Origin of the sequence: Faecalicatena contorta (assembly GCF_022835095.1) — a bacterium.
In the GTDB taxonomy this organism is placed as follows: Bacteria; Bacillota; Clostridia; order Lachnospirales; family Lachnospiraceae; genus Faecalicatena; species Faecalicatena contorta.
The window spans coordinates 4,491,197-4,506,883 of record NZ_BQNQ01000001.1 but is presented as its reverse complement, the minus strand read 5'-3'; the positions used below and the strand labels follow the sequence as shown (position 1 = coordinate 4,506,883).

Here is a 15,687-nt window from a genome sequence, read left to right as displayed (position 1 = left end):
AAAATTACATATTGATACCTCCCAGAGTACCTTGTTGGAAACGCAGAGATGGCTTAAAGACGGCGGCGTGCTGTCAGCCGTAAAGGGATTTTCATTCTTGGAAGAAAATGGAGCATTGGGAGGATTGGAAACAATAGAGCATATGCTGAAAAACACTGGATATAGTCCAGCATTCAGTAATAAAATGATTAGCCATTTAAGGGCAATAGACAGAGAAGATTTAATCCCCTCGGTATACGAATATACAAGGAAAGGGGGGATTTCTTGAAAAAAGATTCTTACGATGGTTATAAAACATACAGAATGGAAAACGGAGTAGAAATCAATGTTCCGATTAATCATAGAGAAGATGCAGAAATGGAACAACAGCAGAGTTACCAGAACTTTATCAATGTACTGTCTAACATAGTCACAAAGTATGCTACAGAAGATAAAGTGGAGAAAGAATAAAATCGGCGGTCAGTTCAATAAAAGGGGCTGGCCGTTTTCTAAGTAAGGGAAAAGTATGTATAATTCTAAACTGGGAAAAACATGTGTCATTTATATTCGGGTCAGCAGTGAACGGCAGGTGAAAGGATATAGTCTGGAAGGACAGAAACGGTATTTAGAAGAATATGCGGAAAGGCAAGGAATGAAAGTTCTTTTTGTCTATGTGGAAGAGGGTAAAAGCGGAAAGAGCATTGAAGGGAGAACGGCTTTCCAGAAAATGCTGGATGAAATAAAAAGAAGGACTTTGAAAACAGATTATGTAATTGTATATAAACTGTCACGCTTTGGGAGAAACGCAAAGGATGTTCTAAATTCATTGGAGTTTATCATGCAGTATGGTGTCTATCTGATGTGTGCAGAGGATGGATTGGATTCTTCAACGGCAATGGGAAAAATGATGATTACAATTCTTGGTGCATTGGCAGAGCTGGAACGGGAGAATATTATAACACAAAGCCTGTTAGGACGGGAGGAAAAAGCAAAGTCGGGTGGCTGGAATGGTGGTTTTGCTCCTTATGGTTATATGCTTAAAGACAGTCGGCTTGTGCCACGTGACGGTCAGAAAGAAATAGTAATCATGATATTTGATATGTATCTGAATAAGGAAATGGGGTATTCCACGATAGCATCCTATTTTAATAGGAATGGATACACAAGAGAACCAGCCCCTAATGCCGTTAATCCAAAGTTTACAGATTGGAGAGCAGACCAGATTAAACGTATACTGGATAATCCCTTGTATACGGGCAAAATCGCATGGGGGAGACGAAGAACAGAGAAGATACAGGGAACAGACAATGAATATCGTCTCGTACCTCAAAAAGAGTATACAATGAGTGAGGTTCAGAGCCATGAACCACTTGTATCAGAAGCAGACTTTGAAAAGGTACAGGCATTGCGTGAACTCTCTAAAAAGAAATCATGGGGTAATCATAATATAAGTCAAGAGAGAGCACATCTGTTATCTGGAATTGCCCGTTGTCCGCAATGTGGTTCGGCAATGAATGCAGACTGTAATCAATGGACAAATAAGGATGGCACAAAAAGAGAGAGGTTTGCGTATGTCTGCGGTCATTATAAACGAGCCAGAGGGACAAAGCAATGTAGACGTAATGGAATATCAGCAAATGTACTGGAAAAGGAAGTGTTGGAGTATACGAAGAAGCTCTTGCGTAACCAGAAGTTTGCACGTGATATAAAAGAGCGGATAGGTGTAGCGGTAGATATCACACAGATTCAAGAAGAAATCTGTTCTCATGAAAAAGAGCTGAAAAAGCTTGCAAGAAACCGTTTGAATCTGGAACAGGATATTGATAACCTACAGGATGATAAGTATGCAGAGCGGAAAAGAAATGAGTTCAACCGCCGATTGAATAAGGTCTATGACAAGATATATGATACCGAAGATATGATAGAATCCTGCAAAAAGAGAATGCTTATAGCGGAGCAGGAATCTATGAATATAGATGCGATTTATCAAATCTTAATGTCCTTTGATAAGATTTATGATAAAATGAATGACAGAGATAAACGGGAACTGATAAAATGCATGATAAAGGAAATCAAGCTGTATATGCCAGAAGAACAGAAGCAGGAAGGACATGCAGTGAAGAGTATAGTGTATTCGTTCCCGATTGAGGAAGATGTGATACAGGCTTTACGGGTGAAAGAGACACATGTTGAGACGGTTGTACTGCTTTCCCACAAAAAACCTGACAGTGTAATCAATGTAAAAGTCGAATTTGGCGAGGGAGAAGGTAAAGTTCCTTTAAAGGAAATCTCCGAAAGGGCAGAAGCCTACAATCCTAAAGAACGAGTTACCTACAAAATAATAAAAGAGTACATAGAAGCGAAATACGGCTTCAAAGTGCATACTGCATATTTTGCAGAGGTTAAGAGAGATTTAGGTTTGCCGATGTATGATGCTCCTAATGCGGTAGAGGAATTGAAACAGCCGAGAAAACATCCGACGGCAGAGAAAGTGGAAGCGATAAAGGATGCGTTGAGATATTTTGGGGTTATTGAATAAACAGTATTTTTAGGTAATTGCGAAACACATTAAAAATGTAAGAACGAGTGGATTTTGAAAGGATAGGAATGCCAAAGAAAGGTGAATAAGCAGTCAAGTGGAAAATGTCCTTAGAAAATGAGCGCAAGGTGGAAAAAGGGCGCACTGATAGCGGGAATGGCAGGTTCTCTCTATTGTGGAGCGGCTATGCTATAAGGGGCTTTAAGCTGCGGATATATTGATTCTTATGAATTTTATCTGCAACCATAACGGTTACGAGCTGGGAAATGCCCGCAAGCAGCAGATCTGCATGAAGTGTTTTCTCATTCCGTGTTTTCCGTCCAGCTACACAAAAACTGTCCTTGAAATGGTGAATTGCTTTTTCCACATTTACCCTGATTTTATACGTGGAAGCCCACTCCTGTGTGCCCCGTACAGTGCCAGGATATGCCCTGAGGTTTTTTTCCGGATAGATATAGAACATACGTCCACAGGAAGAATCTGTACATGGGCTCCCACACTCGCAGACCCGTTTGGTCTTCCTGGTTTCTTTATTGTATTTCCACTTCATCTTGGGGCAGACAAATTTCATGGTGGAAAGACCACAGCGCAGATGCGATTTGCTTCCTTCCCGTTTCATTGGCAGGGAGGGGTCCTTGGGGCAGCAGGGAATGCCGTCTTCGTTGAGGGGGCAGTCTGAACCTTCCAGGGAAATCCGCCCGTTCAGAGGAATAAAGGCTTTCTCGAAAGGCGCTTCCTCCAAAAGGTATTTGTAAATCTGGGTGGAATCAAAGGCGGCATCACCAAGGAAAACCTTGGGGTTAATGAGTGGGTGCTTCTGGAAGAAATCCTTTAAAACAGGGATTAAGGCTTTGGAATCTGCAAGGCTCTTGTCATCGTCCGGAGAATCTGATCTTTTTTCTACAACGATGTCCGGATGGGCATCAAGAAATGCTTTATTGTAGAAGGTGATATCACGAACAATACCAAGCCCGTTGGTCAGGATACCAAATTTAAAGGCGTAGCAGAAATGGTCGTTGATGTACATCTGCTGAATGGCAGGATTAGCCGCAGCGTGGGCAGGCATAGAACCATAGGCGGCTTTATAAGGATCATAAGAATCATCCAGACCTTTCGCTTTTTTAAAAGCTTTGAGTTGCTTGATAATCCGATTAGCATACTTGGGGTTGTTTTCCGTGACCCAGGCTTCAATACCGGAGGTATCAAACAGGAACATAGAAGCTTTAGAAGCATCCAGTGCCTGGCAGATTGGTTCCGTCAAATCCACGAGATGATGGAACATCAATTGTAAGTCCAATAAAAAGTCCTGCTTGAAACGTGTGAATTTAGAATCATCAGGAACGATATCAAAGCCACAGAAGTCACGGAGTTCCTGAGAATATTTGAGGAACACAATAAGAAGAGAAACTGTAGGAATGGAAAAAATACGCTGCAATAACAAGGCCCAGAGCATTGGATAGAGTTGATGCGTACGAGGTCTGCCGGTGGCAGCGTGGAAATGAGAAACGAAGGAGACCGGGACAATTTCATCGAGGTCAATGGTATGAGAGAGAAGTTCAAGGAACTCATATTTATCGTTGTTGAATTTATTTTGGCAATCAGAGAAAATATCTGCCAAAGAAAGCTGTTTGTATGTTATCATAGTATTATGCAACTCCTTTCAGGAGGATGGTTGATTGTTTTTAGGCAATTCAATTTTACCATAAACCAGTGAGGAGTTGTTTTATTTTTGCAATAAAAAACACCGTAATTATGCGGGTTTCGGCGTTTCGCAAATGCCTAACAGTATTTTCTGTGAAAGGAGGTGGATTTGCTAATGGAAGACTTGGATATAGTGTATGAAATATATAATAAAATCTTCTGTAATATACAACATGGAAACATTGATCTTTTTTTATGTGGTGCGGCAAGCACAAAAGAAAAGACTTCTTATAGAGATATTATCAGGAGCAAATTAGAAGATAATACCAATTTATCAATATTATATCCCGAAGATATGTTTATGGAGATGCTCAATAGAAAGAAATATGATTTACTAACATTAGAAAAATTTTTGGCAAATAACAGCGATGTGATTTTGATTGTTTGCGAAAGTCCCGGCTCATTTACAGAGTTAGGAGCGTTTGTTAATAATAGCGAAACGCTTGAAAAAGTAGTTGTTTTATTGCAAACAAAGTATAAAAATGCTAAAAGCTTTATTAGGCAAGGTCCTGTCGAGTATGTTAGGATGAAAAATAAAAATAATATAATTTATTTTAATAACAATATTGATGAGGCGGTAGAAAAGATAAAAAAGTATTTACGAAATAGATTTTGGTATTTAGGGTATAAAAGGAAGGAACCCAAACTTAAGGATTTAAACTTGATTTCTGGCCAATATTATTTTATAATTTTATTGTTGTACTTTTATCAAGAATTAAATGTAAAGAATTTGGTAACAGTTCTTAAGAATTTGTATAAAAAGAAGTACGATATAGAGGAATTTGATATTATTTATTCGTCTGCTATAAAAAGACTGTTTAAAGAAGGCTTGATTAAAAAAGAAGATTCTAATGGGAAAGTAATCAAATATAAGCTTACAGAGAAAGGATATGGCTTTGCAAATCTTCTTTTATCATATGTTTCTTTAGAAAATAGGACGAGAATTATTGATAAAATAAGATTGAAAATTATATATAGCCAATATTATTAGTACTGCTTTCTTAGAACGTTACAGATACATATCTGTTTACGGAAGATGGTTCTGTCTTCCTAAGAAAATTAACAAACACAGAGTTACTCCAATCAATGGAGTAACTCCACGACAGTGAACTTACTCCATTGATTGGAGACAAAGAGATTTAAGGTAAGAAAGCGGTGCTAATTTTATGAAAAAATATAGTAATAAAACAGTTATTGAGTCTTTGGAACTTCCAATGTTAACTTGCTTTGATGATTTAGTTAAGGAGTTAAGCTTAAGTGTTAAGCTTGTTTATTGGTTAACAAAACAAGGTGCAGAAGGAAGGTATAAAACCTTTTTTATTGGGAAAAAAGATGGTGATAAAAGAAAGATCAATGCACCGTCACTGGCGTTGAAGATAGTTCAAAGATGGGTTTTGGAAAATATTTTATATAAAATAAAAACTTCTCAATATTCATATGGATTTACTAAAGGGAAGCGAAAAGGTTCTCCATTGGTGTATTGTGCAGAAAAGCATAAAAATAATTTGTATGTATTAAAATTAGATTTGAAAAATTTTTATCCGTCTATCAAGCGTGAAAAAGTGTATTATGCTTTTTTAAATATCGGATATAATGCCGATGTATCAAATATGCTTACAAATATATGCGTTGTTGATGATGAATTGCCGCAAGGAGCTGTCACATCGCCATATCTTGCAAATTTGATTTGTAGAAAATTAGATCTGAGAATAGCAGGATATTGTAATAAAAGAAATATTGTATACACAAGGTACGCTGATGATTTGGCATTTTCCTGTGACGATAGAGAGTTATTAAGAAAAATATATGGTATGGTTAAAAAGATAGTTGAGGATGAAGGATTTTGTTTAAATCCAAAGAAGACTGTTTTCATGACGCCTAAAAATCATAAAGAAGTATTAGGGGTAACAATAAATGACAGTTTATTAAAGGCTCCCAAAGAAATCAAAAGAAGTATACGAGCAATGATTCATTATGAAGTAGCTACTGGTGATTATACCATGAATGATAAAATACGCGGATATATAGCTTATGTAGATTCTATAGAAAAGAATTATAAAAATAAATGTATTAGTTATTTGCAGAAGTTATCTGAATCCACGCTTTGTTTATTTCCAGATATCGTAAAAGCCTACAATGGCAATAAAATATATAAAGAATTACCAGATATGAAGGAGAAGCGAGCAACAGATTTTGTCGAATTAGAAGAAGCAGATGATTTTTCCAATATGATATATTATGAGCATGAGGAGTATTTAATTTCAAAGGGGTTATTAGATAAAAAGGAAGATGTAACTGACTTAGATGAACCATTTTTATAGAGAGCAGTTGTAGTTCTTTTTAACGATTGCACTCCTAGAAGCAGCACAGGTTGCTGCTAGGGGTGCAATCTAAAATAGCTCTTTCATTTGAGTTTACGCTTACATAAGAACAAGTCTTGGCGTATCTGAAATTGACAGGGCATACTGTTCGTAAAGGTTTTTGGCAAGATTTAAAAGTACAAGTTTATATCGATTTGGACATTGAGTGTCGTTGAGAAATCAACGGCACTTTTTGCATATAAAAATAAAATTCAGGAGGTAATGAAGTAAGCGTCAAATCGCTCGCCTAGATTAATTAGAGTTTTTGTGGCAAAATTAAAAAAATGCAAAAAACTATTAGTTTTTTTTAGGAGGTCACTTACCATGGATCAAATAACACACACCGTCCGGTACTCTATGTGGAAAGACATTCTGCTTCAATGTCAGAACAGACCGGATGGAATGTCAGCAAAACAATGGCTGAAAGAAAATCAGGTTAGCGAAAAATCTTATTATTACTGGCAACGGAAATTCCGAAATGAACTCTTCGAAAAACAAGGCATCGCTTTACCAGCGTTGCAATCATCCTCGAATTGTACAGACATATCTTTTGCTGAAATGACAATGCCGACAGAAAGAATGGCTGTTGATGATCAGCATAGCGAAATAATACGTGCATCTGCAGTTATTAAAACGGGAGCTTTGACAATAGCAGTTTCAAATGATATATCGGATACGCTCTTGTCAAAAATCCTACAGGAGATTTGTCATGCTTGAGGATACTGCTGGTATCCGCCGCGTAGTCCTGGCCTGTGGTACCGTTGATTTACGAAAAGGGATTGACGGACTGGCTATGATCATAGGTGATAAATACTAACAGAATCCATTCGAAAAGGGAACTTTATTTCTCTTCTGCGGAAAACGTTCCGATCGCCTAAAAGGACTGCTATGGATGGGAACGGGCTTCTTACTTCTTTATAAAAGATTTGAAGATGGAAGAATGTCCTGGCCACGGACAACACAGGAAGCGGCTGAACTGACGGAAGAACAATTCAACTATCTGATGTTAGGTTTAAATCCCCTGGATCCGAAGATCAAAGATGTCGATCCTAAAAAAATGATCATTGTGCAAAACAGAGAAATTTTATGCTTCTGTTTTCAATGATATATATGGTCTGTGTGATGTGTTTATAGCACCGGCAGAAACCCTCTGGAGTGTCATATCCACTTTACAGAAGGGGAAAATGAACCTTGAAAACTCTATATTTCCTTACTGCATATGAAGGTTTTACACTGTTCTGTCCATAGGCATTTTGACGGAACCTGCTTTATAACAGATTCGCCAGTTCTAATACTTTATTGTATAATAGAGTACAGTAAAGTGAAGGAGCGTCCAGATGAGTCAGAAACATACACTTGATAAACTGAATAGTATGAATCGTGAAGAACTGATTACGATCATCTTGACGATGCAGGGACAGCTTGATGCATTAAATGAAAACATTGAAAAGCTCATTGAACAGGTGCGGATTGCCAATCAGAATCGTTTTGGACGCAGTACAGAAACTATGAAGTCTATTGATGGACAGCTGTCTTTTTTTGATGAAGCAGATGCTATCTATGATGAAAATGCAGCTGAACCAGAAGCAGATGAACTACTTCCAGTAAAGCCACGCAAAAAGAAAACAAAAGGCCAGCGAGACATTGATCTTAAAAATTTCCCGGAAGAGTTGCTCCCTCCTCATGCTGTTTCAGAGGAAGCGTTAGATGCTTTTTACGGAAAGGGAAACTGGAAACGTATGCCGGATGAAACATACAAACGTCTGCGCCATGAACCGGAATCCTGGACTGTAGAAATTCATACAGTCGAAGTTTATGTTGGTACCGATGGTTACCATCAGGATGAATTTCTTCGCGGGGACAGACCAAAAGATATATTCCCTAATAGTATTGTCACGCCATCTCTGCTTGCTTCTATTTTGAATGTGAAGTATGTGAATTCTTCACCGCTTTACCGGATTGAACAGGAATTCCAGCGTAATGGGGTAAACATTTCCAGACAGACAATGGCAAACTGGATTATTAACAGCTCTAATCGTTATTTCGCTGCACTTGTGGAACGGATGAAGCAGGAGCTGCTTAAACTTCCAGTTACACAATCAGATGAGACGCCTACACAGGTAATTCATGATGATCGCAGTCCCGGGAGCAAAAGTTATATGTGGGTACACCGGTCCGGTGAACATTTCAAAGAACGTCCGATTGTTGTCTACGAATACCAAAAAGGCAGAAATCATGAACTGCCTCTTGCGTTTTATCGGGATTATAACGGAGTGCTTGTGACTGATGGATTAAAACAATATCATCTCCTTCAAGATAAGATTCCCGGATTAACGAACGCGAATTGCTGGGCACATGCGCGTCGCGATTATGCGGATGCAATAAAAGTTGCAAACAAAGCAGATGCAGCTGCGGTAAAACGCTCCGTTTCGTATCAGGCATTAAGCCGGATTGCGTTAATATATGAACTGAAAGGTGCTTTAAAAAAACTTTCCCCAGAACAACGTCTTCAGGAGCGGCAGGAAAACATAAAGCCACTGGTTGAGGAATATTTTACGTGGGTAAAAAAACAACTTGCTGATATAACAGTACCACCCAAAGGGAAAACTGCTGAGGGTCTGAAATACAGTGTGAATCAGGAAGAATATTTAAAAGTATTTCTCACTGATGGCAATGTCCCGATTGATAATTCAGCCTCTGAAAGATCCATCCGTACATTTTGTGTTGGAAAGAAAAATTGGATGTTCCATGATTCGGTCAAGGGCGCACAGGCAAGTGCGGTTATTTACAGCTTATCCGAAACAGCAAAGCTCAACAATCTGAGACCGTATTATTATTTTAAACAGCTGCTCACAGAACTTCCAAAACTCCGTGATGAGAAAGGAAACATAGATTCTACAAAACTGGATCATCTGTTGCCTTGGTCAACAGAACTTCCAGCGGAATGTAGAAAAGCACGCCGCTAAAATCTAGCGGCGTTAATTTATCTGTAAGCGTAGGGTTTTACGCTTACTATCAAACTGCCTCATTGAAAGAATTAAAAGTGTCACTTTACTATATATTGACTTAAATAGAAAAATCGAATACAATATAGTAAATTACCCAATCGTTGATTTAATTAAGGGCAATTCAATAGAGGTGAAGATATGTTTCGGAAAAAAGATATTGAGACTTTGAGAATGTTGTTTAGCAGTTATAATTATGTTATGACTACCGCTGAACTTGCAGCCTCAAAGTTATATTATGCAGATATAAAACAACTTTTAGACGAAGGATTAATTGAAAGAGTCAGGCAAGGTTACTATCACTGGATGCAAGATTGCGGAGAAAGCGAAGTTGTCATTATCAATCGATTGTTTCCCGATGCAGTGATTTGTATGGAGACCGCTCTATTCTATTATAGATATAGTGACAGAAATCCTGCTGAATGGAGCTTTGCAATAGATAAAAATGTCTCTAAGAGGCGAACAAAAATCGATTATCCGTTTATAAAGGCATATCGTGTAGAGTCCAAGTTGGTTACGCTGGGCGAAACCCAGGGTGAAATTGATTCCCATAAAGTCCGCATTTATGACCGTGACCGTACTATTTGCGATGTGCTACGGAATATGAATAAGATTGATAAGGAGATTTTTAATAAGGCGGTACAGGGCTATGTAAAAGACTCAAAAAAGAATATACCGAATCTTTTGGAATATGCGAAAGTTTTGCGTGTGCAAAAAAGAGTTAAGGAATTGATAGGAGTGTGGTTGTAATGGCAGATATAGCGGCTTCTGTTCTGGCAAAGCTTAAAAATAAAGCAAAGGCTTCTGGTATCAGTTATCAGCAGTGTTTACAGCTTTTTATGCAGGAAGAATTTTTGAGAAAACTCTCAAAATCTGGTTACGATGACTTTCTGGTGCTAAAAGGCGGGTTATTCATCTATACTCTTACAAACTTTGAAGGACGAGCCACCATTGATGTTGATTTCCTGCTCCGTGGATATTCAAATTCAATAGATAATGTTAAGGATTTGATTTACAAAATAATTGACACACCGACAGGCAATGATTATATCAAGATGATTGCAAAAGGTTTTGAGGAAATTTCTCCGCAGAGAAAGTATCATGGTATCAGCACACAGATTATCGGACAGATAAAGAATGTACGAGTACCGTTCAATGTTGATATAGGTGTAGGAGATGTTATCGTGCCAAAAGCAGAACAGCGTAAAATCAATACGCAGCTTTCAGACTTTGAAGAACCTGTGATAAAAACTTACTCTATTGAGAGCACCATAGCGGAAAAGTTTGACGCAACTTTGCAACGCTTTGAACTGACAGGCAGAATGAAAGATTTTTACGATATCTATTATCTTTCAAGAACATACGATTTTGATGGGGCAAAATTGCAAGCTGCTCTTTTTGAAACTTTGCAGCGGCGTGGTACTTCATACGATAAAGATAGTTTTAAACGGATTGTTGCACTTGCCGGCGATGAGGATATGAAAAAGCGTTGGAAATTTTTTTTGAAAACAATAAAAGATGATATGCTTGAGTTTTTTGTTGTAATTGCAGAAATCCAGACTTTCCTTGAACCTGTATTTGAGGCGATAGTGAATGAAGAAGAATGGCAAAGTAGTTGGAATGCTTCAGTAATGAGCTGGAGGTGAGAGTATATGTTATCACTTATTGAGTTAAATAAACCGCATATAGACCTTGAGTTGTATGGGTCAGATAGGACAATTCAAGACAAAGATTATAGAAGTGAATTTGATTAGCTGCTGGAAAAAATATGGTATTTTATGTAGATATGATCCCAGAGTTTAGAATCGTGGAAAGTATTATGCTCTTGTCCCATAAGCAGCTCAGTGGAGATGAATTTGTCCAGGCGCTTACATACTTTACCGATGAATTAGAACGGCTTTTGCTGCATGACAAAACATAAGTGACTATATTTCCTAATACAACTTACAATATGAATATCTAATCAAGAAAATGGAGAAAAATATGTTACCTAACACAGAATATGATATACGTTACCTAAAAACAAATGATCTAGAACAGTATAACTCACTTTTGCGCTATGCCTTTCAAATCACGGAACAAGACCTTTCGATTTATGGATGGTGCGGCGATGAAATCAAGCAGTCTAAGTTTCCAATTTTGGAGCGCGCCGATGTATTGGGGTGTTTTGATCACGATACGCTGGTTTCGCAGATTGCCGTATACCCGCTGAAAATGAATATTTACAGCGCTGTTTATCCGGTTGGATTTGTTACCAGTGTATGTACCTATCCGGAATATACCGGAAAGGGCATTATGAAGCGTCTGATGCTGCAGAGTCTCGAACATATGCGTCAGAAGAAACAGCCCCTGGCTTTGCTGTTCCCGTATTCGATTCCACTGTACCGAAAAATGGGATGGGAGATTATTTCCAATAAAATTACTTACTCCGTGAAAGACCGTCAAATTCCTACCAAAGCGTCTGCACCGGGATATGTACGCCGAGTTGACTGGGAGAATGAGGACTTTCGCAATCTGCATGCGCAGTTTGCAGCCGCAACACATGGATGCCTATTCCGAAATGCACTTGCGTGGGAGGAATACTGGCGTTGGGATGAAGATGATACTGTGGTTGCAGTCTATTACGATGTAAACGGGAAATCCTGCGGTTACATGGTGTATCTTATCAAAGATGATATGATGCACATCAAAGAGATGATTTATTTAACCAGAGAAGCGCATGAGGGATTATGGGAATACATACGGGCACACGATTCAATGATTGATGAAGTGCGGGGGAGTTCCTATTACAATGATCCAATCGCGTTTGAGTTAGAGGACGGTGATATCCGGGAAACCATTCGTCCTTACATCATGGGACGTATCGTGGATATTGAACAGTTCTTCCAGAAATATCATTGTGATTCCTCTGCGGATAATATTTGTATTTCTTTTGAAGTTGAGGATAAATTCCTGTCATGGAACAACAAAACGATTTCCGTTCGCTTTCACAAGGGAGAATGCTCACTGACAAAGGCACAGACGCACCATCGAGTAAAACTCACCATCGCTACATTGACTACAATGCTGTTAGGATATAAAACGGCAGCGAAGCTGCACCGAATGGGCAGAATGAAAGCAGATGAACAGACCATACATTTACTTGATGATGTCTTACTGCATGAAACACCGTATATTTCTGATTATATTTGATGAATACAACAAAAAGAGATAGCATTCCCATCCTAGATAGTCAACGGTCAAGACGATTCACGCAAACGCCTTAGATTTATATTTAAAGGGAGGACTTAGGGAAAACAGACGAACCCGTAAGTTTCCATAAAGCCCTCCCTGTTTAAATCATTCTATCTCCAACACCCGATGAACAACCGCTCTAATCTCCGGCATTCTTTCACGTTCAAATTCCGGATGATCTTTAAACCATTTAACATTCAGCGGTGAAGGATGTGGCAGAATATATGCTGGTTTTCCATTAATCTGATGATCCCGAAATATATTTTCCGTAAAATTACCCTTCGGGAAAAAATAATCTGCTGCATATTTTCCAATTAATATATAGATCTGATTATCAACTAATGTCAATTCCTGCTGCAGCCACTTCCTGGCACAGCCCTGCGGTGGTCTTCGATCACCTCCTCCCGGATTCTTACCCGGATAGCAATGGGCTGTTGAAGTAATATAAAAATTCTTTGGATCATAAAACACGTCATCTTCTATTTGGTACCATTTCTCCCGCAAACGTCTTCCACTCAGATCATTAAAGGGCTTGCCGGTTTCATGCACAAGCAGCGATGGAGCCTGGCTAATCTGCATAATCTTCGAATCCACACAGCCGTTAAAGATTGGATGCGGTTCGTAACCAAACAATTCACGGCACTCCCTGCATCCCAATACGCCTTCTCTCAATTCTTCCATATTCATGAATCAGAACCTCCAATTATTCATGAGTATTGTAACAGTTCAGACAGCCATGAACTGTTACGCATCCAGCCCATAGAAATTCGTCTGCGGCGAGGAGGGCTGTGCGCCAGCGGCGCACGTTTAGCACGGACCGAAGCAGAGCGGAGACAGGATGTCTGCCCCCACCATGTTTTCGTATGGTCTGCGCAGTAAATGCGCAGACCTGTCTGACCTGTTACTGAGTATTGCGTTACTGTTCAGACCGTGCCGTGCACTTCGCTGCACGGTATCGGAGCCGATGAAGTGATGGTCTCGGGGCATCTGCCCCTCGCCGTAGGCGACTTTAAATGGGCAGATGCTGTTACTGTGCACGCCCATAGGGTGTGAACAGTAACAGTATTGCCATAACCATATCATACTATGATTGGATTTCTTTCCTTTTTCGCATTATAGAGTTATAATAACATACAAGAGAGTCGTTGTTGCCGCGAGATATGTATCTGAACTGCAACTAAAGTTTTGAACTCCTGATCTGCCGGATTCTTATTTCAAGGCCTTTAGAATACTAATCCCCAGGGAAAACGAGTTTATGCGGCTGTGGCATTGCCATACTAGAATGGAGGATTAAAAGGTGAAAATAACGATTATACACGGACAGAGCCATAGAGGTTCGACTTATCATATTGCTAAAATGCTTGCGGAAAAGCTGAAGGGAGAGATTGCAGAATTCTTCCTGCCGAGAGAGTTTAGCTCCTTATGTATAGGTTGCACAAACTGTTTTGCGAAATCTGAAACATTATGCCCACATTACGAAAAACTGAAACCTATTACGGAAGCCATAGATAACGCAGATGTAATCATTCTGGCAAGCCCGGTATATGTATATCATGTAACAGGTGCAATGAAAGTATTTTTAGATCATTATGGTTATAGATGGCTGGTGCACCGTCCGGAAGAAAGCATGTTCAGCAAGCAGGCCGTCTGCATTTCAACAGCCGCAGGCGGAGGTATGAAGAGCACCAATAAGGATATGGCAGACAGTACCTTCTATTGGGGTGTTGCAAAAACCTATAAATATGGGGTAGGCGTGAGGGAAGTTTCATGGAATAGAGTGAATGATAAAATAAAAAACAAAATAGAGAAAAAAACCACATCTTTGGCAAAAAGAATTAGAAAAAATTATGGTAGTGTAAAACCATCTATAAAAACAAAGGCATTTTTTAGTGTCATGCGATTGGTACAAAAAAATGGTTGGAATGAAACAGATTCAAATTATTGGCATGAAAAAGGATGGACGGGGAAAAAACGTCCGTGGTAAAAGTAAACGACTAAGTGTTAAAGAAGAGTAAAATAAAGTTATTCGTTTGTAATAAGCATGAGGGGATGAATATGCGTAGAATTATAGCAGCAGCCATCGTAAAAGAAAATAAGATTTTAATAGCGAAGCGTAAATACGGATCCCTGGCAGGATATTGGGAATTCCCAGGAGGAAAAGTAGAAGATAATGAATCAGATAAAGAATGCCTAACAAGAGAAATTGCAGAAGAATTTGCGGTAAGCATAAGGGTTGAAGCATATTTGGGAGAAGAGCGGTTTTCTCTGAAAGATAATGAATATGTGATGGCATTATATAGTGCCATTCCAATAGATGAAAGCTTCAGGCTTACTGTACACAGTGAAATTATTTGGGTAGAAAAAGAGCAACTACAAAGGTATAAACTTGCACCAGTGGATCGGATGTTGGTGCAGAAAGGATGCTTAGAGGAAATTATATGACAGAGAAAAAAGAAGCCATCGCCTTCTGCCTGACCCTGCCCAATGTTTTTGAAGACTATCCTTTTCATGACCAGAACTGGTGTGTGATCAGGCATCGCAGTAATAAGAAGGTATTTGCATGGATATTTAACAGAAACGGATATGTGTGGATAAATGTAAAATGTAGTCCTGAGTGGAGGGACTTCTGGCGACAGGCATTTGTTTCGGTAGAGCCGGCCTATCATCTAAACAAAGAACATTGGAATTCAATCATATTGGACGGAACAGTACCGGAAGAAGAGATACAGAGGATGATTTGCGAGAGTTATGATTTGACCGCACCTAAAGTACGCGGAAAAAAGGGAAAAGAAAGATTTCCTGAATATTAGAGGCTTTCTTTCAATTGCCAGTCCGATGCCCGTATCGGTTGCGCAGATATACAGCGCAG

General features: G+C 39.0%; 15 protein-coding genes and 2 pseudogenes. 15 read left to right on the top strand and 2 right to left on the bottom strand.

Annotated elements, in window-relative coordinates; translation table 11 throughout:
* Positions 1 to 31 precede the first annotated feature (31 nt).
* Genes MWG26_RS23235 through MWG26_RS20150 form a run of 3 tightly spaced genes read left to right on the top strand, consistent with a single transcriptional unit; the run spans position 32 to position 2,518 of the window.
* On the top strand, positions 32 to 268 hold the full coding sequence (locus MWG26_RS23235; protein ID WP_244062770.1) for a hypothetical protein: 237 nt from the start codon (positions 32 to 34) through the stop codon (positions 266 to 268).
* A 35-nt stretch (positions 269 to 303) separates the two neighbouring features.
* Positions 304 to 450, top strand: a complete 147-nt coding sequence (locus MWG26_RS20155; RefSeq protein ID WP_244062769.1) for a hypothetical protein — start codon at positions 304 to 306, stop codon at positions 448 to 450.
* Positions 451 to 505: 55 nt separating this feature from the next.
* Positions 506 to 2,518: a recombinase family protein gene (locus MWG26_RS20150; protein ID WP_025655848.1), complete on the top strand. Its 2,013-nt coding sequence runs from the start codon at positions 506 to 508 to the stop codon at positions 2,516 to 2,518.
* Positions 2,519 to 2,770: 252 nt separating this feature from the next.
* Here MWG26_RS20150 and MWG26_RS20145 read toward each other — a convergent pair.
* Positions 2,771 to 4,160: pseudogene (locus tag MWG26_RS20145) on the bottom strand (transposase).
* Between the two features lie 174 nt (positions 4,161 to 4,334).
* Between MWG26_RS20145 and MWG26_RS20140 the strand changes: the two are divergent.
* From MWG26_RS20140 to MWG26_RS20100, 9 genes and pseudogenes are all read left to right on the top strand, one after another.
* Positions 4,335 to 5,210 carry a retron St85 family effector protein gene (locus MWG26_RS20140; RefSeq protein ID WP_025655849.1) on the top strand — a complete coding sequence of 292 codons (876 nt, stop codon included), beginning with the start codon at positions 4,335 to 4,337 and terminating at the stop codon, positions 5,208 to 5,210.
* Between the two features lie 175 nt (positions 5,211 to 5,385).
* On the top strand, positions 5,386 to 6,540 hold the full coding sequence (locus tag MWG26_RS20135) for a retron St85 family RNA-directed DNA polymerase (RefSeq protein ID WP_025655850.1): 1,155 nt from the start codon (positions 5,386 to 5,388) through the stop codon (positions 6,538 to 6,540).
* Positions 6,541 to 6,903: 363 nt separating this feature from the next.
* Entirely contained in the window at positions 6,904 to 7,296 is a 393-nt protein-coding gene (locus tag MWG26_RS20130; protein WP_025655851.1) for a hypothetical protein, read from the top strand.
* Between the two features lie 124 nt (positions 7,297 to 7,420).
* Positions 7,421 to 7,684: pseudogene (gene tnpB / locus MWG26_RS23200) on the top strand (IS66 family insertion sequence element accessory protein TnpB); the annotation flags it as partial.
* 232 nt (positions 7,685 to 7,916) lie between these two features.
* On the top strand, positions 7,917 to 9,545 hold the full coding sequence (tnpC, locus tag MWG26_RS20120; RefSeq protein WP_025655852.1) for an IS66 family transposase: 1,629 nt from the start codon (positions 7,917 to 7,919) through the stop codon (positions 9,543 to 9,545).
* Positions 9,546 to 9,725: 180 nt separating this feature from the next.
* Positions 9,726 to 10,334: a type IV toxin-antitoxin system AbiEi family antitoxin domain-containing protein gene (locus MWG26_RS20115; RefSeq protein WP_025655853.1), complete on the top strand. Its 609-nt coding sequence runs from the start codon at positions 9,726 to 9,728 to the stop codon at positions 10,332 to 10,334.
* The gene (locus MWG26_RS20110; protein WP_025655854.1) at positions 10,334 to 11,230 is read left to right on the top strand and encodes a nucleotidyl transferase AbiEii/AbiGii toxin family protein; all 897 of its coding nucleotides are present in this window, start codon (positions 10,334 to 10,336) and stop codon (positions 11,228 to 11,230) included. The genes MWG26_RS20115 and MWG26_RS20110 overlap by 1 nt, the downstream gene beginning before the upstream one ends.
* Before the next feature lie 122 nt (positions 11,231 to 11,352).
* The gene (locus tag MWG26_RS20105; RefSeq protein ID WP_153920646.1) at positions 11,353 to 11,505 is read left to right on the top strand and encodes a hypothetical protein; all 153 of its coding nucleotides are present in this window, start codon (positions 11,353 to 11,355) and stop codon (positions 11,503 to 11,505) included.
* 62 nt (positions 11,506 to 11,567) lie between these two features.
* Positions 11,568 to 12,776 (top strand): GNAT family N-acetyltransferase, encoded by a 1,209-nt coding sequence (locus MWG26_RS20100; RefSeq protein ID WP_049915618.1) that lies wholly within the window; start codon positions 11,568 to 11,570, stop codon positions 12,774 to 12,776.
* Positions 12,777 to 12,923: 147 nt separating this feature from the next.
* Here the strand turns inward: MWG26_RS20100 and MWG26_RS20095 are convergent, their stop codons facing one another.
* Positions 12,924 to 13,505 carry a uracil-DNA glycosylase family protein gene (locus MWG26_RS20095; RefSeq protein ID WP_025655856.1) on the bottom strand — a complete coding sequence of 194 codons (582 nt, stop codon included), beginning with the start codon at positions 13,503 to 13,505 and terminating at the stop codon, positions 12,924 to 12,926.
* A 610-nt stretch (positions 13,506 to 14,115) separates the two neighbouring features.
* On the opposite strand from MWG26_RS20095, the gene MWG26_RS20090 reads away from it, so the two are divergent.
* The 3 genes from MWG26_RS20090 to MWG26_RS20080 all read left to right on the top strand — a co-directional run bounded on the left by MWG26_RS20090 (position 14,116) and on the right by MWG26_RS20080 (position 15,628).
* Positions 14,116 to 14,802, top strand: coding sequence for a flavodoxin family protein (locus MWG26_RS20090; RefSeq protein ID WP_044926851.1), 687 nt, complete (start codon positions 14,116 to 14,118; stop codon positions 14,800 to 14,802).
* Positions 14,803 to 14,873: 71 nt separating this feature from the next.
* Entirely contained in the window at positions 14,874 to 15,260 is a 387-nt protein-coding gene (locus MWG26_RS20085; RefSeq protein WP_025655857.1) for a (deoxy)nucleoside triphosphate pyrophosphohydrolase, read from the top strand.
* Positions 15,257 to 15,628 carry an MmcQ/YjbR family DNA-binding protein gene (locus tag MWG26_RS20080; RefSeq protein WP_025655858.1) on the top strand — a complete coding sequence of 124 codons (372 nt, stop codon included), beginning with the start codon at positions 15,257 to 15,259 and terminating at the stop codon, positions 15,626 to 15,628. Before MWG26_RS20085 ends, MWG26_RS20080 begins: the two co-directional genes overlap by 4 nt.
* Positions 15,629 to 15,687: the final 59 nt, after the last annotated feature.